Origin of the sequence: Leptospira venezuelensis, assembly GCF_002150035.1 — a bacterium.
GTDB lineage: Bacteria > Spirochaetota > Leptospiria > Leptospirales > Leptospiraceae > Leptospira_B > Leptospira_B venezuelensis.
Genome location: NZ_NETS01000010.1, coordinates 558060 through 580526 on the forward strand (window position 1 = coordinate 558060; position 22467 = coordinate 580526).

Here is a 22467-nt window from a genome sequence, read left to right on the forward strand (position 1 = left end):
TACGAAAACTTTTAGACCCTTTCTTCTACCTCGTATTCTTTGAATAAACTCTTTTGATTTCCCATATCGCTTTGGAATTCCACAGGATAATCCGAGGTAAAACAAGCGTTACAGAAACCACCGCCCCTATGATCATTCACCGCTTTGTGCATAGAATCCACTGAAAGATATGCAATGGAATCCACTCTCAAATACTTTCTGATTTCTTCGATCGTATGAGTAGCAGCGATCAATTCTTTATGGGTGGGAATGTCTATCCCGTAATAACAAGGAGAAACAGTAGGAGGAGCGGAAACTCTTAGATGGATCTCGGTAGCACCAGCGTTTCGGATCATTTTGATGATCTTACGGCTAGTGGTTCCTCTCATAATGGAATCGTCCACGATCACAACACGTTTTCCATCCACTACATTCTTTACTACATTGTATTTGATCTTAGCACCGAAATCCCGGATCTTTTGGTCCGGTTCGATGAAAGTTCTACCAACATAATGAGAACGGATCAATCCTGATTGGAAAGGAATTCCGGAAGCTTCTGAATATCCAAGTGCTGCGATGTTTGCAGAGTCAGGAACTGGGATCACAACATCCGCTTCTACAGGAAGTTCTTGAGCAAGTTGGTTTCCAAGAGCCTTACGGACTTTGTAAACAGACTCACCAAAAATATTGGAATCAGGTCTTGCGAAATAAATGTATTCGAAAATACAAAGAGCAGGTTTTGCGGGAGGGAAAGGATAGAAGGAGCGGGTTCCAGTTCTATCCACAACGATCATCTCACCTGGCTCCACATCTCTTTCGTAGGTAGTATCGGTGATATCGAATGCGCAGGTTTCGGATGCGAATACGATGGATCCGTCGTCCCTTCTTCCCATAACCAAAGGACGGAAACCGTTCGGGTCACGAACTGCGATCAATTGGTTTTTAGTAAGAACTACAAGGGAATATGCCCCTCTCACTTTTTTCAGGGCAGAAGAAAGTGCAGAAAGTAGATCTGTCTCTCCGGAACGAGCCATCAAGTGGACGATTACTTCTGAATCGATTGTAGTTTGGAAAATGGAACCTTCTTTTTCCAATTGGGAACGAACTTCCCAGGAATTTACCAGGTTTCCATTATGAGCCAGAGCGATCGGCCCTAAATGGGACTCAACTCTGAGAGGTTGAGCGTTCCTTAAGAAGCTCGCACCAGTGGTAGAATAACGATTATGCCCAATGGCAGCGTTTCCGGTTAGCTCCCGGATCTTGCCCTCGGTAAAAATATTGGCTACGAGTCCCATACCGGCATAGCGGTAGAGATGTTCTCCATCGGAGGAAACGATCCCGCTCGATTCTTGGCCTCTATGCTGCATTGAATACAAGCCGAGGTAAGTGAAATTGGCCGCTTCGGGAGAATTAAAAATCCCAAAGATCGCACATTCTTCTTTTGGTTTGTCATCTCGGACTAGGGTCCGTAGACTGGACGTATTGGGAATCGAACTCATGGTCCCCCTTCCGACGCTAGTCTCCCAGGTCGCCTTTTAGATGCAAATACAATCCGATTATATTGTCGTAGACAACGTCCGAAGCTTACAGTTGGCATTGATTACTCTCTCTCAATCCGATTGCCTCTCTATTGATACGGAATCCAGCGGTTATTACACCTACTATTCCAAAGTTTGTCTCATCCAAATATCCTCTAAGGGTAAAAATTATATCTTTGACCCTATTCGTTTGGACGATCTCACAGGATTAGGTCCTCTATTCGAGAATCCTAACATTTTAAAAATATTTCATTCCGCTTCGGACGATATCAAAGCTCTGAAAAGAGACTTCGGATTCAAGTTTATCAACATCGCAGATACAATGTTCAGCTCTCGTTTATTAGACTTAGAACAGAACTCTTTGTTGTATCTTGTGGAACATTACCACAAGGTCAAACTTTCGAAGAAGGAGCAAAAATCCAACTGGGAAAAGCGCCCTCTAGAAAAAAGTCAGCTCCAATATGCTGCACTCGATACAGTGTATCTGGAATCCATTTGGACTAAAATGAGTGAGGAACTCGGAAAACGTAGATTGTTAGACGAAGCGGTTTCTGAGTTCGCAAAAATTGCAGAGGAAGAGCCTGAACCTTTCGAAGGATTTTCCATCAATTTGGAAAAATTTCCAAATGTTCTAGAATTGGGTTCTGACGAAAGAAGGGCACTTCACGATACCCTAGGCTTCCGAGACGAAAAAGCAAAGAAGTTGAACAAGGCACCATTCAGAGTCTGGAATAATGACAAAGTTTTGGAATTAGTTAAGTCTCGTGGAGAGTTGAATAAACTCGTAGACATCATAGGCAAAAAAGATGCCGAAAATTTATATCAAGTTTATAAGAACCCGAGCGGACCTCCTATCCAAAAAAATGATCTATTTAAACGATCTACTGAAGATTTGGCTGGGGAAGAAGCAGACAGATTTAAAAGATTAAGGCAATGGAGAGAAACAATCATGTCCATTCGCCGGATGGGTCATAACTTAATGCCGTCTAATAAGAATATCGCGGAGATTGCAAAAAGAAATCCTAAATCTATCGAAGAGTTAAAAGAGCTAGGAATCTTTTCAAATTGGAAGGTAGAAAATTACGGACCTTCAATTATAGCAGCAATGCAATCTAAACCTTACGAGACCACCTTGTCCGGTTTGATCCCGATCAAAAAGAAATTTGATTAGATTAGAATTAGATAAACTAAAAAAGGAACTTCCCCTTCTGCCAGAAGGAGAACCAAATTTACCGGAAGATGTAGCACATTCTTCCGTAGTTATGCCTGTGTTCCAAAAGAACGGACAAGATGGATTTCTTCTTCAAAAAAGAAATCCAAACCTTGCTTCTCATCCAGGACAGATCTCTTTTCCAGGTGGAGTGAAAGATCCAGAAGATAAGGATCTTTTAGTTACCGCTCTTAGAGAATGGGAAGAAGAGATGGGAGCCCCCGACAAAGAATTATCCGTGATTGGAAATTATAGAGGGCAACTTACTCATACTGGATTTCACATCACTCCATTCTTAGCTCGATACTCCGGAGACTTTAGATTTGAATTCAATCCGGAAGAAGTAGAACGAATCATCATACTGGAGCTAGACAGACTTTGGGAGGCTCCTTTTTACAGTATCAAGGGAAGAAGGAAACCTGACTCACCTTTATTAGAAGTATTTTACTTTGATATTGAGGAAGGGCTTTTATGGGGAGCCACTGCAAGGATCATTGTGGACTTCTTAAGAGAACATGCAGGCTTTGATCGTTCTCCCATTTTAAGAACTCCTAACCTAAGTTCTGCGCCCTTCTTGGACGTGAAAAAGTCAGAATAGTTTCCGCATAAACCTAAAGGTCCCAGGTTTTTGATTTCTCTTTCTTTCTATTTTTTTGTCTCATCTCCCAATTTTTCTTCTAACCCTTACGTCTCTAAAAAATGTAGTCCTACGAGGTTTTCCACTTCAGGGATTCCAAAAGTGGACCGAAATTATATACGACATAATTTAAAACCCTTTTCCGGGAGTTTTAAAGTTCGTATTCGAACTTCGAAAGGCATTTTACATAGGAGCATTCCAATGAGCAAAATTAAGGATCTGTTTAATTCAGACATTCGCACTAGTTATTTAAAAGAAAGCTGGAAAGAGGAAGACTGGTATGAGTCTCTCGCCGGCAGACCTGGCATTGAACAAAAAATCCCGTACTTTAAGAAAGGTGAAACTTCTTCATTAAAGGTGGCGGTTCTTAGCAGATGACTCCGGAAGAAAAGGAAGCCCTCTTTCGTAGTCTAGAACAAATCAGGATCGCCATCCAAGCAGGTCAGCCTGGTGGAGAATACAAAGCTATCCTGTATAGTATTCCGATCGTAGGGATCATCTTCGGATGGTTATTATTATTCTTCCTATTCTTTTGGTGGTATCGTCAGAGAATGGCGATCATTAAAGCAGGACTTTATCAAAAAGAAAAATTCGACCTGCGCCTTTATTCCTTCTTCTTAGGACTGATACTTACCTTCGTTGGTATTGCTTTATCCGTTACTTTCATTTTAGTATTAGGAAAATCTTTAGCGATGCTCGGAGGATTAATCCCTCTCGGGACTGGTCTTGGTCTTCTCTGTTATTATAAATGGTCTCCTAGGAAATGAATCGGACCTTCTGAAATCCGATCCTTCCATAAAATAGGTTTATTATTACTTCCATGAAACCGGAAGAACCAATCCTATGCGATCCGGAGGATTGGGCCAATATTCAAAAAGTTCTAACCGGAGATTTCGAATCATTCGAACAACTCGTATTGAAGTACGAGGCAATGGTTTATTCCCAGGCAAAAAAAGCGTTCCGCAACGAAGCGGAAGCAGAGGACTTTACTCAAGATGTTTTTCTAAAAGCATTCGAAGGATTATCCACATTCAGAGGAAAGTCCAAATTCTCAACTTGGGTCTTCTCCATAGCAAGAAATGAGATCATACGCAGATATCGTAAAGAACACCCTGAGATAGATGCTCCCATAGATACCTTGTCCAGCGAGAAGTTGGGAGATAATTTCTCCTCTCAAGAATCCGAAGTATTAGAAAAAGAAACCACCGAAAAGATCAGATCCCTGGTAGATAAGTTACCCGAACTCTATCGGAAACCTATATCGTTACACTACTTCGAAAATATGTCCTATAAAGATATCTCCGAAAATTTAAACTTGAAAATGAATACCTTAAAGAGTTATATTTTTCGAGGGAAAGAAATCTTACGCGATTGGCTGAAAAAAGAAGATGAGCACGGAAAAAGATAAACTTCCTGACGAATTGCAGGAGCAATTGGATTTTTTTGTAAAACCTCCGGAAGGCAGGGTGAACGATGACGTACCTCCCATGCTTAAGAAAAAAGTAATGCTTCATTTGATCCATCTGAGGCATATAAGACTTATTCTAATTACAATTCTAATTTTGGCTTTTTCTCCACTTACAGTTCTTTTATTTGTGGATTGGAATTTTCTCTTCCAAACAGGGATTTTACATGCAATTTTAGCGACTAGCGGCTTTTTGTTCCTGCTTTTTACGGTTCTAATAGGGATTTATCTTGTGCAAAATAAGAGTCCTTATACCAAGGAATGGAAAAACAAGTTAGGATTCGACGAATGAAATATTTCAGTTTTGGGATCACTTTATCTTTATTACTTACCTTCGGAAACCAAATCTCCGCACAAGAAAAACAGCCTGAGACCAAATTAACTGCAAAAGAATTCCTAGAAATGAAGTTAGACTCTGTCTTCCCTCTCATCCAAAATATGAGCAAACAGGAAGCAGATGTTCTAATCACCCAGATCAGGGAAGAAGCTAGAAAATCCTGGGCCCAATCAGATAATTATTTTTTCTTAGTAGAACACCTAACTACAATCAAAGCAATCGAAGAAGAACAGAGCAGATTAAAAGGTCTGCTTTGGGTATACGTTTTGGGTCTGGCTTTATTTTCCGGATTCGTCCTTTATGTCCTCTTCCGTCAGAGAAAGCTAAGTAGCGAGTTAAACGAAATTATTAAGGACCGGGACTGAACAAAACCGCCGTCTAAAGTATAATTCAGGAGGGAATATATTCCCTTTTGTTTACTGGTTGTCATAAGAAGAAGCCCAGAATATTCTTTTTCCGGCGATTGTAATGTTTGTGTAAACCTTTTGTAACGATTTTCTGACAATCTGAAGGGATGGAACCTATCCAAATCCAAGGATCCTCCACCCCGACGACTAACGATAAAAATCCTCCGAGGCGTAGGAGAAAGAGCTTCAGCGAATTTATGAAAAATGCTTCCGGCAGCCCAGGCCAAAAAATCCTCGTAGTAGATGACGAAGAGGATATTGCAGAACTGATCAAATTTCATTTAGAAGAGAACGGCTACCAAGTAGACACCTGCCAAAACGGTTTAGAGGTGCTTCCAAGGATCGAAAAAAATCTTCCCGACTTAGTAGTGTTAGATCTAATGCTTCCAGGTATTGGTGGAATGGATCTTTGCAAAAGGATCAAAGAAAAATATTCTCTTCCAATCATCATGGTTACCGCAAAGTCCGGAGAGACCGACGCTGTCTTAGGACTGGAGCTCGGTGCGGATGATTATGTTAGAAAACCATTCTCCACAAGAGAACTTATCGCAAGAGTTCGTTCCGTATTGAGAAGATCGGGAGAAGGAGAAGATGAGCAAGACCAAGAGGGAAATATCACGGTCGGCAAAATTTTCCTAAATCCAAAAGCTCATAAAGTTTTCATTAATAACGAAGAAATCGACCTTACATTGATCGAATACAAGATCCTTTATCTGTTTATGACCAATACAGGTGTTGCTTTTACTAGAGACAAACTTTTAGATAAGGTTTGGGGCAAAGATATTTACGTGACGGATCGAGCTGTAGATGTTAATATTAAAAGACTCCGGGATAAACTAGGAGAAGAGAAGGAGAGGTTGGAAACCATCCGCGGGATCGGTTACAGATTCAATGAGGCGTAGCTTATTTTCTAAACTACTCTTAAGTAACTGGCTTCTACTCGTTTTCCTTATGGCTGTCGCGGGGATCGTCCTCTTTTTAGAGGACTTGATCAACCCTGACCTGAAAATACTTTTATTCTCCGCATATATCTTATTAGCAATGTTTGGGACTTTTTATATGTCCTTCTCCATTGCCAGAAGTGTAACACAAACACTAAATCAAATCGAAATGAAAACAGGAGAGATTAACGCGGGCGATTTCGGTTCCGAGTTGAGTCTTCCTGAAATCCAAGAGTTAGCCGATCTTGCTGTCTCCATCAATCTGATGTCCGGACGTCTGAAACACCAATTCGTGGATCTTACTATCGAAAAAGAAAAATTCGATTCCGTATTACAGAACTTGAAGGAAGGAGTTTTTTCGGTGGATTTACAAGGCTCCATCGTATTCCAAAATAAAAGTATACCTTCTTCCTTGATCGAACCAAATTCAGGTTCCCGAAAAGTAGAGGATGCAGTGAAAGACCCGAGACTCCTAGACTTTATCAAAAAGAATCTTTCTGGAAAAGGCGAACCTAAAACAGAACTGGATCTAAGTCAAAATTTTTACGCAATCAAAATGTATCCTCTTAGAACGAACGGAAATCTATTGATGTTCATCGGAGTGATCCGAAACATCACTGAAGAAAAACAATCTTATCTAATAAGAGAACAGTTCGTTCAAAACGCTTCTCACGAATTAAAAACACCGATCACTTCTATCAAAGGTTATACAGAAACATTACTCGGCCGTTTGAAACTTTTGGAAGAAAGTCATGAAAAAAGATTTTTAGACGCGATCTCCAGAAACACAGACAGAATGGTCCGGATCGTAGAAGACATGCTTACGATCACTAGAATTGAAAACCAATCTGCAATTGCTCAGCCAGAGGAATTTACATTAAAGTCTTTGGTGGAAAACCTTTCTTTCACTGTGGATGGAGTTATTTCTCCGAAGGGACAAAAGTTAGTCGTAGACATGCCTACGCCTCTAACTATCTCCGCGGACTGGGTTCTTTTGGAGCATATGCTCTTAAACTTGATATCAAATGCTTCTTCTTACTCTCCTGACGATAAAACAATCACTTTGAAAATCACAAAGGTGGAACCTGACTCAGTGAATTTTCAGGTAATGGACCAAGGAATCGGCATCAAGGATGAGGATAAAGAAAGGATTTTTGAAAGATTCTTCCGAGTGGATAAGAACAGATCCAGAAAAGAAGGCGGAACAGGTCTCGGACTTTCAATCGTGAAACATATTGTTAGATTACATCACGGTTCTGTCAAAGTTTTCGATAATCCGGAAGGTGGGACTATCTTCTCCGTAACCCTACCGTTAGTGTATTCTGAGATCTCAGAAGTTTGAAATCCGAGCATTTGCTCGTAATACGCTTTTCCTAAAACACCCCTAACCCGAATATAGAGATTCTATATATAAAGGTTAGAACATGGATTATCCTAAGGGTTTTTTTTCATTCGGTACAAACATAGGGATCAAAGACAAAACAAAAGATTTCGGAGTGATCTATTCCGAGAAACCCTGCAAGGCGGCTGCGGTATTTACTAAAAATAATTTTCCGGGAGCTCCTGTCATCGTAGGAAAAGAACATATAAAAGATGGAGTCCTACAAGCCGTAGTTATAAATTCCAAAAACTCAAATGTTGCTACAGGAGAAAAAGGAATTTCAGATTCCAGACAGATCTGTTCCGAGATCTCAAAGTCTCTTGGTATTTCGGAAACTTCTGTGCTTCCATCCTCTACCGGAGTAATTGGAGTTCCACTACCTATGCAGGTAATTCTTCCTGCATGTGCTCAGGCAAAATCAAATTTGAAACCTGGTAATCTAGAACAAGTGGCGGAAGCAATCATGACCACAGATACTCGCAGAAAAATTTCTGTGAGAAAGATCAAGTCATCTAATGGAGAAGCTGTTATCTTTGGAATGGCTAAGGGCGCAGGAATGATTGAGCCTAATATGGCGACCATGCTTTCCTATATTCTTACTGACGCACAGATAGAAGGCGAAGTTTATCCAATGTTAAAAGACTGCGTGGATTTAAGTTTTAATTGTATCACAATAGATTCGGATACTTCTACATCTGATACCGTTGCTTTACTAAGTAATGGCCTCGCAGGTTCTGTAGAGCCAAATGAATTCAAATCAGCACTTTTAGAAATATGCACTGACCTTGCCAAAGAAGTAGCTAGAGATGGAGAAGGTGCGACTAAATTGATAGAAGTACGTATCAAAAAATCCAAAGACGAATCTCAGGCGAGAAAAATAGGTAAATCCATCTTAAATTCTCCACTGATCAAAACTGCAATTTACGGTGGAGATCCAAATTGGGGCAGATTGGTCATGGCGGTAGGTAAAGTTTTTGATGAACCTATCCCTTTTGACTCTTTGGAAATTTATTTCGGCGGACTTCCAGTCAAAGGTGCAGATTCAGAAACCCTCAAAAAATTATCTGAATATTTAAAAAAGAATTCCGAGATCTTCGTCGATGTGGTATTGAATACCGGAAACAAAGAGATGGTGTTCTGGGGATGCGACCTGACCGAAGGTTACGTGAAGGAAAACGCATACTACACAACCTAAGTTTGTCCAATCCAAATCGAATCCCTGAAACGTGAAGACCTATTTTTCCGATCTAAGACTTATCTCTTCAGCTATTACTATAGCTGTACGATTACTTTCTGTATTCGTGATCCTAGGTTTATATGAACTTAGCATCTACCTTATTCCTAAAGAAATAGAATTCGTAAGTGAAATTGCAGTACTTACTTGTTTAGTCTTCGGAGTTTTCGGCATATTACCTATCCAAGAAAAAATTTCAGGATTCTTAAAATCTACATTCGTTTCTGAATATTTAAGCGATGACCCTGGTTCTTCTAGGTTAGCTCATAGAAGATTTGATTCAGAAGGACTGATCAAAAACGTATTTCCGGAGTTGGTAAGATTAACCAATAGCAATTTTGGAAAGTTAGCGATCTTAAAGAATGATTTGGTCCACTACGAGCTATATACTTACGCTCACAAAAAACAAAGAAAAGTTAATACCTTAGAAGGTATCAACCCAAGGGCAGCACTTCTTACTTACATCTTAAACAAAAGATCCGGAGCTATGATTGGAGAACCGGACCAAAATAAAATTATCAATGAAGACTTCGTAAGTTTGAGAGCAAACTTCATTCTTCCTTTCGTTTTCAGAGAAAAACTTTTTGGATTTTTAGCAGTTTCTAATATTCCAAAAGACAATGTAAGACATGAGCTTGGTTTCTTAGCCGGAAAATGCGCTTTAGCCGTTCACAATCAGATACTTTCTTCTCAAATTGCTGAAAATAAAAAATACAGAAAAGAATTGGAAAATGCAGGCAAGATCCGAAAGTTTTTGGAATCTCCAGAACCTCCTATGGTTGGAGATATTAAGATAGATCTATTATCCAGAGAACCTGGAGAACTTCTGGAATTTTTCCAAAGCCCTTCTGGAGATTTTTATTTTGTATTTTTACGCCTTAGTGTAACAAACGCTGTTTCTGTTTTAGCTCTTTGTTATATATTAGGAACTTTATATTCTTCTAGGATAAATGGTGAGTTAAAGAACATTCTTCAGATCAAATCTTTAGTAGAAGATAACTTAAAAGAGATCTCATGGACTGAAAGATATGATCTCGCAGTAGGGATGGTCCAAAAAGAAACAGGGAAGATCTCTCTTAGATTTATAGGAAAAAATTTCAAATTATTCGATGCATCTAAGCCTGATAGGAACTTGGCGTCAATTGGTTGGGAAAATATAGAAACTCCTGGAAAAGATGCACTCTTCTTAACTTGGAATGACCGTAATATTATTTCCTTTCAACATTTGGGGATACAACCGTGAGAAATATTCTAATCGTATTTCTTTCAGTGATCTTATTCAGTTTAATCCTATTTTCAGGATTACTAAACTCTTATTCTAAAGAAGCAAGACTCCCCTTTTATTTTTATCCAAACGGAAAGATCGCGGTATCCAGCGGATCGCATATAGATCTAGTCGGAATGAAAATAGACCTAATCGAATATGAGATAGTTCGAAAGCTTGGAGCAGATTACGGATTATCAGGACACTCATTTCATTTTTTTGCAAAAGAAGGAAGTATCGTTAAAAGTCTCTCATTAGATATGAGATCTTCGTTTGAAGTACTGAAAGACTTTTTACCAGACATATTTTTATCTTTATTATACTTCTTAGTAGCGATTTGGTTTTTCTTTTATACAAGAGACTTATACATTTTCTTATTATTCGGATCCTTATCTTCATTATTCTTATTTAACTTCTTCTTATTAGCTTTTCACGATTTCCTTTTTCCATTTTTCTTCTTTTTATACTTCACAGGATTTTTGATCTTAGATGTTTCATTTAGGTTAAGAGGAAAAGAAATACCATCTAGATGGTTTGCGCCACAGGTAATATTTTCTTTAGTCGCGGGATTTGTAGGTCTTTCTCAAAAAGGAAATCCGGATCTCTTCCAGTTCTTATCAGTGAATGGAATGTATTTCACTCTGTTCTCTGCAGGAATCTGTATCTTGCAGTTGGTATTCCACACTTTTAGGAATAAAGGAACCTTTCAGGAAGTTTTTAAGAAATTAAGTATCGTCTTAGCATTTTTCTTAATTACGGTCGTTCCATTCTTAATGGCGGAATTAGGGTCCACTAAAAGTTTTTTCATAATTCGGCCGTATCTGATGGCTGCTTTGATCTTATTTCCAGTTCTAATCATATTCGGGACTTATACTTACTCATTGGTCCCGGTTCAAATTGCTTTCAGCTCATCCTTAACTTCTATTTATTCTATATTGATCTTAACTTTCGGATATTTGTTCGGGCTTGAGTTTTTTGTAAGATGGAATCCTGGATTCTTGGGAAAATACCAAAGAGAGTGGAATTTATTCTATGTAATCATCTCCGCCTACTTTTTAGGATCGTTGAACAATAAATTGTATAAGTGGATAGATTATTGGAGTTTTAAAAATAATCCAAAACTTCACACGGCATTAGAAGAATTATCAGTAATGATTGGCGCTCCAATCTCAATGAGGGCAACGATCAATAGTTTGATCCGCAGGCTTGTAGATGCTTTAGAAGTGAAAAAACTCCAGATATTGATCCCTGCTGATAAATTTTCAGGAACAGATTTAAGAAACCTAAACTTCATCAGAATTCCATACGGATCCGAGATTTGGACCTATTTCGAAGATCATACTGAAGTTACGATTACCTCTCACCTTGCTTACGGATTAGGGATCAGAGAGTCTGTATTTAAATTTTTAAACCAGATGGAAGTCCAACTAGCATATCCTTTATTCAATTTTGAAAAAGGAAAAGAGGTAATCGCAGTATTTTTGGTCGGAGAGAAGATAACTCGTAAGAATTTTACACTGGGTGAGCTTAGATTTTTAAAAGAATGTACTAGATTAGCATCCTTACTCATTCGAAACTACACACTACTAGTAGATGAAGTAGAGAAGAAAAGAATCGTGCGAGATCTAAATATGGCAGCGGTCTTGGATAAAACTCTCCATTTACCTGAGTTAGAGACCATAAAATCGGTTCAATTGGGTTATTTTACTCTTCCTGCAGTAGGAATTTCAGGAGATTACCTAGATATACTCAAACTTTCTCCTAAAAAACAGTTATTGTTCTTAGGAGATGTATCAGGACATGGACTCGGGTCAGGCTATCTTGTTTCAGCAGTAAGAGGAATTATTCGCCGTCAATTGGGCAATTCATCATCTCTTCCTGATATTTTTAAAGCGATTAACTTGTTCTTGATCGAGAGATATAGAGGAAGTGAGTTCATGACTTCCATCGCAGGGATATATAACGCTAGCGATGGAGCGTTTTCATTCGTAAATGCAGGTCATACTCCACCAATTTGTATTCGAAAAGGTGGAAGAATAGAACTTAGAAACGAAACTCAAAGAGTTCTAGGTGTCCTACCAACTGATTATAGAATCTTAACTATTCATTTAAATCCAGGTGATAAATTAGTTTTGTTCACCGACGGAGTGACTGAAACGTTCGATGATAACGAAGAAATCTTCGGAGAAGAGAATCTTTTACGAATATTATCCTTAAATCATGATAAAGATGCTCAATCACTAGCTGATCTTATCAAAAAAACGCTAGAAGAGTTTAGAAATTACAAAGAACCTAGCGATGATATCTCTTTTGTTTGTCTAGAAGTCTCCGAATAAGTATCACTAAGAGTGAAATCAACTTCTTAAAATTTTTTTCCTAAAATTAATTAAAATACTTTACAATGAAAAGTAAATTGCTTAATTATGTCACTATCCAAGAGCTTTCTTGATCTATCATATTATATGAAGAGCAATAAAGTTCTAATACATGGAGGACGTCAATGGTTGCAAAAAAGAAAGCAGTCAAGAAAGCAGCTAAGAAAAAAGTAGCTAAGAAAAAAGCTGCTAAGAAGAAAGTTGCGAAAAAGAAATAACTAACTTCAACAACATCTCTTCCGTACTTGATACGGAAGAAATGAAGCTTAAAACCCGCTTCTTTGAGGCGGGTTTTTTCTTTTATAGCCCTCTTTATTAGTATTTTCCGATTTTCTAACGGATTCTGTTGTAAAAATACAACACTTTAGATGTGATTCACTTAAAGATTTAGATATTTCATCACATCTTTCATCTCATCTCTGAAATCCGGCAGTGTATTTCCGTAATTTTTAACTAGTTTCGCCTCTCCTTCTTCTGAAATTTCGAATAATCTATACTCTTTTTCAGTTTTAGGTGAGTTCTCTAACTTAAAAAACTTAATAGCATGCTTACTATAGCGGTTATATGCAGTGAATTTATGATAATAGAAGCCTTCTTTCTTCGCATTTACTGGATAAGGAAGGTAATATTCTGCTCCTAATACCAAAATATTCGGTGTAACCACTGCCATTCTAGTCCAAGTAGCAAGATTTAACGGATAATTCTCTTCTAGATAAGCTTTTTTATGGTTCTTTTCCCATACGCTTAAGATCTTTTTACGACTTTCGTCGGCTTGTTTATATCTTTCTAGACCGTTCAAACAGATTTCCATCAAAGAAAGAAGCTGTAATGACTCTGAATTAGATGACTGAAGTTCTTTTTGGACTAGTTTTTTGGCTGAGATAAAGTCCTGAGAGTAAATATTCTCCCAAATTTTTTCTATAGCAGCCGCAGAAGTCTTATCTTGAGCATTTAAACTTAGATTTAGAAAGTTAATCGCTAAGAATAAGCATAAAAGAATTAAAAATCGCTTAGAGATAAAGGTCTTCATTAAAAAAACTGTTGGATCAGATTGTAGATTGTCTCTCAGGATTATGGATCCATTTAGATTGAGTGGAATCTAATAATGAAAAGAATTCTTCAGCACCTTTTTCTTCTATAAACACCCTTTCTTCTTCTGAAACAGGGATCATCGCCAGAAATTTGATCGGATTTCCTCTTTCAGACTTTAGATCAGTCAATTCAGGGAATCCTTCTTCTTTTCCTATTTCTCTAAGGACAAGAGAGCTAAAACTTAAGTACAATGCTTCCGGATCTCTTCTACTCATTGCAATAGAATGCCCATGGCCAAACCATTTACCAATAACCCAAGGATAACGAATAATTTCTCCGATTTGATGAGGGACCCAACTTTCAGATCTATCCTCGTCTGAAACTTTTACTGCACATACTAACTCTATTCGCGCGTAATTTTCATAATCTTTTCTGTATAGTTCAACTGAAGGAAGATTTTGAGCGCTCATTCCTACAGTTGAATATATATAAACGCCAGGCATACTTTTCGGAGCGAATCTTACTATACCTAGTTGCGGATATTTACCACCATCTGCAGACCAATACTTATCGTGTTTACCAAATACATATTCTAGATAAGCAAGTCTGGATTCTTGTATATTCTTCCAAATTCCTTTGGTAGATCTATATTCCCAAAAATTTCGATCTTGGTTGATACGATCAGGAATTACTCCGTATTCTGCGTTACCTAATGGATAAGCGGTAATTGTATCCATCTTTGCAAATTTAGAATAGCCATGAAATCCTTTGATACCTGACCAAGGAGGAAGATATGCGATAAGTTCTTCTTTATAGAATAAAGAGACTCCGTTTCCTTCTTCTGACCAGATGAAATGGATCTCTTTAGGATCAAACTCAGGTTGGCCTTTAGGATCAGTAACTTCTTCTTCTATTAAAAATGGTGCAAGTCCTGATCGTAGATCCAGATCTGTTCTTGTTTTAGGTGCATCTATACGATTGCATACCCAAACAGATTTGATCGCGAAGTCAGGACTTTCTTCAGCTTGTAGATAAAGGTAAACAGTTCTTCCGTCGTCTTCCAAATACGCGGTTAAGGATCCGTAAGGATTTGCTTCTTGGTATAAAATATTAGGTTCAGCAGTTTGATTCATTTAATGGGAATGTCCACGATCCTGGAATTAAATTCGTCCAGACGGTGCTGGATCTTCTTCTCCATATCTTTTTCAAAAAGAATATCTGGAAAATAGGCGCTAGCGTTTAGAAGTCCTGTTAACTCCAACTGATTCCATCTTTGGTAAGTCCTTAAACTGTCCCAAACCAGAATGGGAATACGTTCCCCTTCTTTTTTGCATTTAACGAAGGTATCTATCGCTTTGATAGGTGTGAGTAATTTGTTCTTCATAGAAGTTGAAATCCGCCCAAGGCCATTATCCCTGGTATCCGGAAGGATTCAAGTCGGTTCCAACATTAACGAGGTGAGAAAAACGAAGGCCGGGGGCATCCTTTCGCCCGGCGCTTGGACCGTAGGTTAACGGTGAAGGAAGTTACGTAAAGGTTCTACAAATACCTTCTCTCGAGTCTTTCTTTCCTTATATTGTTCGAAAAGAATCAAGAAAAGGGCTGTTGCTAAAAACATCGTTTCCATATTAATTTCGACGGACATAAGTACAGAATCCCACCTTGTTTAAGCGAGGATTTAGGAAAAAAATTTCAGTCAAAATCGAAAATCTACCCCTGGAAGCGAGGGTAGAATATGCTCAGGATAACGCTTCTTTTGCAGCGTCCTTGAGTTTTTTGATCAGCCTGGCTCTTAACCTGTCCGGAATTTTAGCAGAAATCTCTAGGGTCTGAACGAATATCTCAGCGGCCAAATCCACCATTTCGCTCATCTTAACATCGTTATCCCGAGGGATACGTACACTTTTTGTCCCGGTAGAAGAGGATTTTGCCCGTTTAACTACCTTCTTTTTAGGTGAGGGTTTCTTTTTCTTTTTTTGGACCATTGTTACTGAGTGCTTCGGGGCCGTACCTTATCTTCTCCCGATTCGTATTCTACTCAGATTTTATTCCTTTTCTAAAAAAATTCCGAGTACTCTGTAGCTATCTACGTGATCCATAGAGAGGCTTTTACTTCCTGATCTATCAGAAACAGGCCTTTCGGTGGAGATTAAAACTTCTTCTCCCCTTTGCCATTTACCTTCTGTTTCAGAGACATAGAAAAATTTGGAATATTTACGTAAGTCTAAACATTCTTCTACCGTTTCCCAATGCGCAGAAAGGGAACGGGCTGCCTCAGTATGTTTGGAGTCGGGTACTAAGATCCTTTCTTTTCCAAGAAAGGTCCTAACTTCTCCAGTTCGAATGTTCTCCGCAGTGATAAACAAGAATATCGTCCCCTACACAAAGATCGAATCACGGAAACGGTTCTCGCATTTTCTTTTCAGATATCCGGTTTTATCCGGGGCTAGTCAGCCTCAAGTATTAGACTGAAATTTTGACTGCCTTGTTTTCAGAACATTTAGATCCGAAACCGCTTTCATATTCCGAGAAAAAATCTGACGGAATGGAATCGGAAGGTACTTCAAGTTCGGAAATTTTTTTCCAAAAACAAAGTAAAAGTTTTTCTTCTTAAAACAATTCTAATCAATTTATTTTCAGTTTTCTGCGAAGAATATTAGAAAAAATCTATTTAGTTTTGCAAGACGAACGATCGGTTTATAAAAGTATAGCCTTCCATCTTTTACCTTCTTTTTCTATTTTTACCCGAGTTCTGTCGTATTGCAATTCGTCCCCGGACTTGCGCATCGTCCCATCTTTTTCATGGATGTTTGCAAGAACGAAACGATTTTCTGCCAACTTGATCAAAGCTAAAGAATAAGGAGGCTTCCAAGAAAATCCTGGATTCATGTTAACGGTTGTAGAAGACCAAACGACACCTTCTTCACCAATATCTGCACCAGGTTTGTTTAAAGTAAGAGGAGAAAGTTCCGGAGTTCTAGATTTTCTATCGCTCGAAGGACGCTCCGATGAGAATAACGCAATTGAATTGATACTATCTATTCCGCCATTCCCTCCCAAGAGTGATAATTTCGGAGAATGTGCTGGAACTTTTCCAATATCCGCTGCCTGCGCATATAATCCGTATTGGACAGCGATATCTACAAGCCCTGTGGCAGCTGAGATAGACATTGCAGCTTGGTAATTCAGTATCCCACCCATTTGATTGATTGGAATTTGTTTCCCATTAGAAAGTTTTAATGAAGAAGCTTTGAGTGCGTTAACCACTTCCTTCTTGCTCAATTTAAAATATTGAGCGGATTGTTGGATCACTTGGCCAGGGAAACAATCATATATCCAAGCATAGTCAACTTCTTCTCTTTGATAACCGGATTGAGCAAAGAGTCTTTCAGCAGAATTTCTAGAAGGTGAATCAAATCCACCTTTTAAGATAAAATATTCACTATGGGCTGCGTGAGATGCTCCTACGAGATGTAAAGGTTTCAGATCTTTTCTTATCAGGCCCTTTGACTTCCATTCTTCTGCTTTTTTTTCGGATACTAAGATAGTAGCAAATCCATGATCAGTTACGATTGCGATCATTGGAGTCGGATAAGGATCAGAAATAGGGCGAGACATTTGTTTCTCTGTGATCTCTTGTCCATAATAGAATGCTCTTGGATTTCCAATTGCATTAGATCTGAATTTTTGAGTGATCTCTTTCAGATCATCTAAACTAATCCCATCTTCAAACATCATTCTTTTCATCATGAGTCCGTACATTGCGATTAGAGTGGCGCCGTTATCCAATTCAAACTCGGGATGGCATACTGTTTCGTTTACCATCTTTAGATCTGAAACTTGACGGAATGCTGATTTAGGAATATCTGCTGCGGCTACAAGCACGACTGCATCCGGATTATCTACTAAGATGGTCCTTGCTTGCCCGATTGCTCCAGTGACACTCGCACCTCCCAAGTCAATCACATGGGCTTTCATTCCTGTATATCCGAGCTCGTTAGCGATACGAACTGTATGTCCGTAGCCTCCCTTTCCCAAAGAAGCTGCTTCTATACTTACGAAGTCGGTGAGCTCAGAAGATAACGTTTCATTCTTCATTCCAAGAAAATCCAAAAGTGTGCTTATGGACTTTTTATAATGTTGAAAAACTTTTTGAGACCCGCTCCACGATTTGTATTCTTCTTCAGAAAAATCTTTGGTCGTACTGTCAGCGACTCCTAATAGAACGGGAAAACTCATTTATAACTCCTGAAAATTCTAAGCTTGGGCAGAAGGAGGTAGAACTTTACATTCTCCCTTGCCGATTGTTTCTTTTTTTTGATTGGTCCACTCTATGTTCATGGAGACTGCTTTTAGTCTCGGGATTTTTTCTTTCACCGTGACTGTACAAGTAATCGTATCTCCAGGATACACAGGTTTGCGGAACTTTGTTAATGTTTCTAAAGCGACTGTTCCTAACCCCGGAAGTTTCATCCCGAGTACAGGAGCCAATAGAGAAGCAGCAAGTCCACCGTGAGCAATTCTTGTTCCGAATGCTGTGGTCTTTGCATATTCTTCGTCCACATGCAGAGGATTAAAATCTCCGCTAATCCCTGCGAACAGATAGATATCTGTTTCAGTAATCGTTTTTGTGAAACTTCCCTTATCACCTATTTGTATTTCGTCGTAAGTCTTTCCTCTTTCGTACATTCCGATTTCCTTATTCTTTTTTGCGGATTAAGCTAGTTGTGCGCCCAAGACCCCGTTCTTCAGGAATTCTACACAATCAGCCACTTCTTTTTCCACAGAAGGAAGTTCGGAGAAAAGTCTCATTAGATTTTTAGTTTTTTCTGCATCTAGTTCTTTTAAGAAATGAACACTTTTGAAAAATCTACAACCAGCATAGAAGGTAAGTATTTTTAGATCTCTTAGTCTATCTTCCGACTTATATTCGGAAGTAGAATTTGCAGTGTCCCAGAATCCTAACTGAACGGTAGTAACAAATACCGCAAGATCAGCAAATCCAAACTCCAAAGCTTGTTTTTTCTTTCTGTCAGAATGTTCTCCACCTGCCTTGAGTAATTCTTTTGCTGCAGTTAATACTTTTTCTTCCGGAGAACCTGCCAGGACTTTTTCTGCCTTAGTTCTGATCTCTTCTGGTTGGGATTGTTGTAATACATCCATCAACTTTTCGAAACCTTTGTAAGTAGAAGATATTATACTTTTTTGAACTTCAGTAGTTCCGCCACCGATTGTGCCGAGTCTTACGTCTCTGTATTGGCGGCTTACATGACATTCTCTCATATAACCCATTCCACCGTGGATCTGAACTGCATCACTCGCTAACTCTTCTGCGGTTTCAGTAACAAAAACTTTCAGTGCAGAACTTTCAAATGGAAGGCTTGCAGTTGGATCTTGGTCCTTCTTATTCGCTACGAAATAAATCAATCTTCTGGATGCACATAGATATGCCCAGTTACGCGCGATCTTCTCTTGTACTCCGAAGAAAGATAAGATCGGTTTTCCGAATTGATGACGCTTCCATGCGTAATCCAAACAAAGTTCTAATCCAAATTCCATTCCACCTGGGACTGCAGCAACAAGCACTGTTCTTTCCCATTCAAGCGTTCCTTTTCCTATACGAACGAAACCAGAATTCAGAGGACCTAAAAGATTTTCATCAGGTACGAACATATCTTGGAAGGAAAGTTCAGCGGTCATGGAAGTATTATGCCCTAATTTCTTAAGCACCTTACTTACGTGAAAACCTTTCATATTTGATTCTACTATGAATGCGGAAACTCCCATTGGTCCTCTGGACTTAGTTGTTCTCGCCATCACGATGAATACTTGTCCGTTCGGTCCGTTCGTGATGTAAAGTTTACTTCCATTTAAAATAAAACCTCCATCCACCTTTGTAGCGAAGGTATTCATAGCGGCCGCATCTGAACCTGAATCAGGTTCAGTCAATGCAAGGCCTGCAATCCATTCGCCGGATGCAAGTTTAGGAAGGTATTTTTTCTTTTGGGCTTCTGTTCCTTGGAAAAGAATAGGAAGAGTCCCGATGATCATATGGGCTCCCCAGGAAAGTCCAAAACCTCCGTCGAGTGAACCTGCGTTAAACGCTTCTTGCGCAATACAACATTGAAGGCAAGTTCCTCCTTGGCCTCCAAATTCCTCCGGAACAGGAATACCGAGTAGGCCCATACTCCCCATTTCTTTCCAGATATCGTCTCCCCAAACGCCGTGTTCGTCTCGGTCCTCTACAGAAGGCAATACTCTTTCTTTAGCAAAGTCCTTTACGGTTTCGTAAAATTCTAGATCTGAGGATGTTAAATATGGATTTAAAAACATGTTCTTTCTCCCAATCCGATTCTAATTTTTGGTTAGATCGGAAACTTCTTTTTTAAAACTTTCTAATATTTCGTTTCTTTTTATCTTTAAGGTCCTTGTCATTTCCTTGTCTGGATCGAAAGGTCTTGGAATGACATAGAATGCATTTTGAGGGATTAGCTCAAAAGCTTTGAATCCTGTTTTACGAGATATTCTATCAGAAACTTCCTTCTTAAAGATCTCTCTAATTTTAGGATTAGAATTCCAAACATTCGCATCCTCAGGTAGGTCGGGGAACTCTGCCTTCAATCTTTCGAAATCTGGAACGATCAGAACTACGAGATGTTTTGCTTCGTGACCAGTTACCATTACTTGGTTCACGTATGGAGAATTCAAAAGCTGATCCTCTATAGGAACAGGCTCCACGTTCTCACCTCCGGCAAGCACTATAGTATCTTTTGCTCTACCTGCAAATACCAATTCGCCTCTATAATTGAAACGCATGATATCTCCGGTGTCAAAGAATCCGTTTTTATCAAAAACTACTTCGTTTAACTCAGGGCGTTTGTAATATCCCATAAGAACTTGTTTGGATTTTACCCAAAGACTTCCCTTTCCACCTTGAGAAACTAAATTGCCATGCTCATCCTTAAGAATACATTCATATCCTTGTATTGGAGTTCCTACTGTTCCTGGAGAAGGTTGTTTAGGCTTTCGAATGGAAAGTACTGCAGAAGTCTCAGTCATTCCATATCCTTCTAAAACGATTAACCCAATAGAAGATAAAAATTTATCCACTACAGAAGGAAGAGCACTTCCCGCAGAAACGGAAACTCTTAATTTTCCGCCAAGAGCATTGTGAATTGGTTTAAATACCAAATATGCAAGTAACTTGAGGGGAGATAATAATATAAGAAGAATCAAAGAGGATAATTTAGAAAAAGTCCAAACGATAAGATTTGGCTTTTCTATCCTGAAATCGTATCCGAATAGAACTCCTTTTTGAACTGCCCAAAGATTTCCAATCTTCAAACTGAAATTGAATACTCCTCGTTTTAAACCGGATTCCTTTGAGACCTTATTCATAATTCCATTATATAAGGATTCCCAGATCCTTGGAACAGAAGGGAATAATGTAGGTTGGAATTCCTTCAAATCCTCTTTCAAATTGCTGATATTGGAGACGAGAAACCCAGCCCCCAATTCTAAGATACAATATTCAATCGCTCTTTCAAACGCGTGCCATGGTGGAAGAAGACTAACTCCGGAGTCCTCAGAAGTCAGTTGAACAAATCCAATTACTTTTTCTACTGCGGAAATCCAACCTGCTTGAGTGAGCATCACTCCTTTGGGAGCGCCAGTGGTCCCTGATGTATAGATTAATGTAGCAAGTTCGTTTGGAGATTTTTCTTTAAGTCTTTTACGAATAATACCTGGATCTTTTGAAAGATTTGATTTTCCTTTTTCGATCAACGCTTGGATCGTATCGGGTCCGGACTTCAAATCACCTATATCGTCTTCGATCACAAAAACTTTTTTCAAACTTGGAAGTTTAGAACCAAGATTTATCAATCTTTGTTTATCTTTTTCTTTTTGAACGATTGCGTATTTGCTTTCGGAATGATTAACAATATATAATATATCTTCGTCTACTACGTCAGTTCCTCTTGGAACAGAAACAGCGCCTGCGGAGATGATCGCGATATCGCCTATGATCCAGTTCTGACTTGAGTCACAAAGGTATAAGATCTTATCATCTTTTTGGACTCCTTCTTCGATCAAACCTGCAATTAAAGAATCAGTTAAGGATTTGATTTCCGAATATTTTCTTCCTTTTATTCCATCTTTGGTCCTACGGGAAAAACTTTCCTTATTCGGAAATTTAGATGCTGTCTTTTCCAGCATATCGTAAAAATACTTTTGATCAGTTTCCAAAAACGCCCCCTGAGAACACTTTTAAATTAGGATTTTTTCCCTACGGCGGAAACACTACGTTGAAGGACCTATGCTTCAATCGATTTTTATTTAGATCAAAAAAACTGAAACATGTTGAACAAATGTTCACATATTATACTGCTGTTATTCAAATTTTTTGATTAACTACGTTCGTTTCAAAGCGAGTTAAACAATCTTTGCATAAGCAGTCTTCATACATTTCTCTTATATTCTTCAAAACTTCTTGATCTAAACGAATATCGAAACACCAACAAGTTCCTTGGTCCACACCACATTCTAAAACGTTAGAACATTGAGGGCATTTCTTTTGATCCATAGTTCTATAGTAATGAAGGCAGAGAATTTTCAATCCTTTAGCGATAGGACTATAAAAAGAGAGAAGGTAATAAAATTATACGC

At 38.7% G+C, this 22467-nt stretch carries 23 protein-coding genes; 12 read left to right on the plus strand and 11 right to left on the minus strand.

The window, feature by feature from the left end:
- Nucleotides 1–11: 11 nt before the first annotated feature.
- On the minus strand, nt 12–1478 hold the full coding sequence (purF, locus tag B1C82_RS09790) for an amidophosphoribosyltransferase (RefSeq protein WP_086447408.1): 1467 nt from the start codon (nt 1476–1478) through the stop codon (nt 12–14).
- Nucleotides 1479–1518: 40 nt separating this feature from the next.
- On the opposite strand from purF, the gene B1C82_RS09795 reads away from it, so the two are divergent.
- From B1C82_RS09795 to B1C82_RS09855, 12 genes are all read left to right on the plus strand, one after another.
- Nucleotides 1519–2688: a ribonuclease D gene (locus B1C82_RS09795; protein WP_086447409.1), complete on the plus strand. Its 1170-nt coding sequence runs from the start codon at nt 1519–1521 to the stop codon at nt 2686–2688.
- The gene (locus tag B1C82_RS09800) at nt 2684–3325 is read left to right on the plus strand and encodes an NUDIX hydrolase (RefSeq protein ID WP_411550324.1); all 642 of its coding nucleotides are present in this window, start codon (nt 2684–2686) and stop codon (nt 3323–3325) included. Before B1C82_RS09795 ends, B1C82_RS09800 begins: the two co-directional genes overlap by 5 nt.
- A 240-nt stretch (nt 3326–3565) precedes the next feature.
- The gene (locus B1C82_RS20675; RefSeq protein WP_086448547.1) at nt 3566–3742 is read left to right on the plus strand and encodes an LIMLP_16695 family PerRB-regulated protein; all 177 of its coding nucleotides are present in this window, start codon (nt 3566–3568) and stop codon (nt 3740–3742) included.
- Nucleotides 3739–4131 carry a hypothetical protein gene (locus B1C82_RS09810; RefSeq protein WP_086447411.1) on the plus strand — a complete coding sequence of 131 codons (393 nt, stop codon included), beginning with the start codon at nt 3739–3741 and terminating at the stop codon, nt 4129–4131. Before B1C82_RS20675 ends, B1C82_RS09810 begins: the two co-directional genes overlap by 4 nt.
- 53 nt (nt 4132–4184) lie before the next feature.
- Nucleotides 4185–4772: an RNA polymerase sigma factor gene (locus B1C82_RS09815; RefSeq protein WP_086447412.1), complete on the plus strand. Its 588-nt coding sequence runs from the start codon at nt 4185–4187 to the stop codon at nt 4770–4772.
- Nucleotides 4753–5121 (plus strand): hypothetical protein, encoded by a 369-nt coding sequence (locus tag B1C82_RS09820; protein ID WP_086447413.1) that lies wholly within the window; start codon nt 4753–4755, stop codon nt 5119–5121. Before B1C82_RS09815 ends, B1C82_RS09820 begins: the two co-directional genes overlap by 20 nt.
- Nucleotides 5118–5531: a hypothetical protein gene (locus B1C82_RS09825; RefSeq protein WP_086447414.1), complete on the plus strand. Its 414-nt coding sequence runs from the start codon at nt 5118–5120 to the stop codon at nt 5529–5531. The genes B1C82_RS09820 and B1C82_RS09825 overlap by 4 nt, the downstream gene beginning before the upstream one ends.
- A 239-nt stretch (nt 5532–5770) precedes the next feature.
- A complete protein-coding gene (locus tag B1C82_RS09835) occupies nt 5771–6475 on the plus strand; it encodes a response regulator (protein WP_008590830.1) in 705 nt (234 codons plus the stop codon).
- On the plus strand, nt 6465–7856 hold the full coding sequence (locus B1C82_RS09840) for a HAMP domain-containing sensor histidine kinase (RefSeq protein WP_086447415.1): 1392 nt from the start codon (nt 6465–6467) through the stop codon (nt 7854–7856). Before B1C82_RS09835 ends, B1C82_RS09840 begins: the two co-directional genes overlap by 11 nt.
- A gap of 82 nt (nt 7857–7938) precedes the next feature.
- Entirely contained in the window at nt 7939–9090 is a 1152-nt protein-coding gene (gene argJ, locus B1C82_RS09845; RefSeq protein ID WP_086447416.1) for a bifunctional glutamate N-acetyltransferase/amino-acid acetyltransferase ArgJ, read from the plus strand.
- Nucleotides 9091–9121: 31 nt separating this feature from the next.
- Nucleotides 9122–10372, plus strand: a complete 1251-nt coding sequence (locus B1C82_RS09850; RefSeq protein WP_086447417.1) for a hypothetical protein — start codon at nt 9122–9124, stop codon at nt 10370–10372.
- Nucleotides 10369–12729 (plus strand): PP2C family protein-serine/threonine phosphatase, encoded by a 2361-nt coding sequence (locus B1C82_RS09855; protein ID WP_086447418.1) that lies wholly within the window; start codon nt 10369–10371, stop codon nt 12727–12729. Before B1C82_RS09850 ends, B1C82_RS09855 begins: the two co-directional genes overlap by 4 nt.
- Nucleotides 12730–13147: 418 nt before the next feature.
- Here B1C82_RS09855 and B1C82_RS09860 read toward each other — a convergent pair whose 3' ends face one another.
- The 10 genes from B1C82_RS09860 to B1C82_RS09905 form a co-directional block, all read right to left on the minus strand.
- On the minus strand, nt 13148–13798 hold the full coding sequence (locus B1C82_RS09860) for a hypothetical protein (RefSeq protein ID WP_086447419.1): 651 nt from the start codon (nt 13796–13798) through the stop codon (nt 13148–13150).
- Between the two features lie 16 nt (nt 13799–13814).
- Nucleotides 13815–14933 carry a suppressor of fused domain protein gene (locus B1C82_RS09865; RefSeq protein WP_086447420.1) on the minus strand — a complete coding sequence of 373 codons (1119 nt, stop codon included), beginning with the start codon at nt 14931–14933 and terminating at the stop codon, nt 13815–13817.
- Nucleotides 14930–15184 (minus strand): hypothetical protein, encoded by a 255-nt coding sequence (locus B1C82_RS09870; protein ID WP_086447421.1) that lies wholly within the window; start codon nt 15182–15184, stop codon nt 14930–14932. Before B1C82_RS09870 ends, B1C82_RS09865 begins: the two co-directional genes overlap by 4 nt.
- 355 nt (nt 15185–15539) lie before the next feature.
- The gene (locus B1C82_RS09875) at nt 15540–15785 is read right to left on the minus strand and encodes a hypothetical protein (protein WP_086447422.1); all 246 of its coding nucleotides are present in this window, start codon (nt 15783–15785) and stop codon (nt 15540–15542) included.
- Nucleotides 15786–15845: 60 nt separating this feature from the next.
- A complete protein-coding gene (locus B1C82_RS09880; RefSeq protein ID WP_086447423.1) occupies nt 15846–16166 on the minus strand; it encodes a hypothetical protein in 321 nt (106 codons plus the stop codon).
- Between the two features lie 331 nt (nt 16167–16497).
- Complete coding sequence (locus tag B1C82_RS09885) at nt 16498–18039, minus strand: thiolase C-terminal domain-containing protein (RefSeq protein WP_086447424.1); 1542 nt, start codon at nt 18037–18039, stop codon at nt 16498–16500.
- Nucleotides 18040–18057: 18 nt separating this feature from the next.
- A complete protein-coding gene (locus B1C82_RS09890) occupies nt 18058–18489 on the minus strand; it encodes a MaoC family dehydratase (protein WP_086447425.1) in 432 nt (143 codons plus the stop codon).
- A gap of 27 nt (nt 18490–18516) precedes the next feature.
- Entirely contained in the window at nt 18517–20133 is a 1617-nt protein-coding gene (locus B1C82_RS09895) for an acyl-CoA dehydrogenase family protein (protein WP_086447426.1), read from the minus strand.
- Nucleotides 20134–20154: 21 nt separating this feature from the next.
- The gene (locus B1C82_RS09900) at nt 20155–22047 is read right to left on the minus strand and encodes an AMP-dependent synthetase/ligase (RefSeq protein ID WP_086447427.1); all 1893 of its coding nucleotides are present in this window, start codon (nt 22045–22047) and stop codon (nt 20155–20157) included.
- A gap of 148 nt (nt 22048–22195) precedes the next feature.
- Entirely contained in the window at nt 22196–22384 is a 189-nt protein-coding gene (locus tag B1C82_RS09905; RefSeq protein WP_086447428.1) for a cysteine-rich CWC family protein, read from the minus strand.
- Between the last annotated feature and the right edge of the window lie 83 nt (nt 22385–22467).

Coding starts and splice junctions, on each gene's coding strand:
- B1C82_RS09810 (WP_086447411.1), top strand. CDS start 3,739: ATGACTCCGGAAGAAAAGGAAGCCCTCTTTCGTAGTCTAGAACAAATC.
- B1C82_RS09860 (WP_086447419.1), bottom strand. CDS start 13,798: ATGAAGACCTTTATCTCTAAGCGATTTTTAATTCTTTTATGCTTATTC.
- B1C82_RS09865 (WP_086447420.1), bottom strand. CDS start 14,933: ATGAATCAAACTGCTGAACCTAATATTTTATACCAAGAAGCAAATCCT.
- B1C82_RS09870 (WP_086447421.1), bottom strand. CDS start 15,184: ATGAAGAACAAATTACTCACACCTATCAAAGCGATAGATACCTTCGTT.
- B1C82_RS09815 (WP_086447412.1), top strand. CDS start 4,185: ATGAAACCGGAAGAACCAATCCTATGCGATCCGGAGGATTGGGCCAAT.
- B1C82_RS09820 (WP_086447413.1), top strand. CDS start 4,753: ATGAGCACGGAAAAAGATAAACTTCCTGACGAATTGCAGGAGCAATTG.
- argJ (WP_086447416.1), top strand. CDS start 7,939: ATGGATTATCCTAAGGGTTTTTTTTCATTCGGTACAAACATAGGGATC.
- B1C82_RS09825 (WP_086447414.1), top strand. CDS start 5,118: ATGAAATATTTCAGTTTTGGGATCACTTTATCTTTATTACTTACCTTC.
- B1C82_RS09905 (WP_086447428.1), bottom strand. CDS start 22,384: ATGGATCAAAAGAAATGCCCTCAATGTTCTAACGTTTTAGAATGTGGT.
- B1C82_RS09795 (WP_086447409.1), top strand. CDS start 1,519: ATGCAAATACAATCCGATTATATTGTCGTAGACAACGTCCGAAGCTTA.
- B1C82_RS09890 (WP_086447425.1), bottom strand. CDS start 18,489: ATGTACGAAAGAGGAAAGACTTACGACGAAATACAAATAGGTGATAAG.
- B1C82_RS09885 (WP_086447424.1), bottom strand. CDS start 18,039: ATGAGTTTTCCCGTTCTATTAGGAGTCGCTGACAGTACGACCAAAGAT.
- B1C82_RS09875 (WP_086447422.1), bottom strand. CDS start 15,785: ATGGTCCAAAAAAAGAAAAAGAAACCCTCACCTAAAAAGAAGGTAGTT.
- B1C82_RS09895 (WP_086447426.1), bottom strand. CDS start 20,133: ATGTTTTTAAATCCATATTTAACATCCTCAGATCTAGAATTTTACGAA.
- B1C82_RS09840 (WP_086447415.1), top strand. CDS start 6,465: ATGAGGCGTAGCTTATTTTCTAAACTACTCTTAAGTAACTGGCTTCTA.
- B1C82_RS09835 (WP_008590830.1), top strand. CDS start 5,771: ATGAAAAATGCTTCCGGCAGCCCAGGCCAAAAAATCCTCGTAGTAGAT.
- B1C82_RS20675 (WP_086448547.1), top strand. CDS start 3,566: ATGAGCAAAATTAAGGATCTGTTTAATTCAGACATTCGCACTAGTTAT.
- purF (WP_086447408.1), bottom strand. CDS start 1,478: ATGAGTTCGATTCCCAATACGTCCAGTCTACGGACCCTAGTCCGAGAT.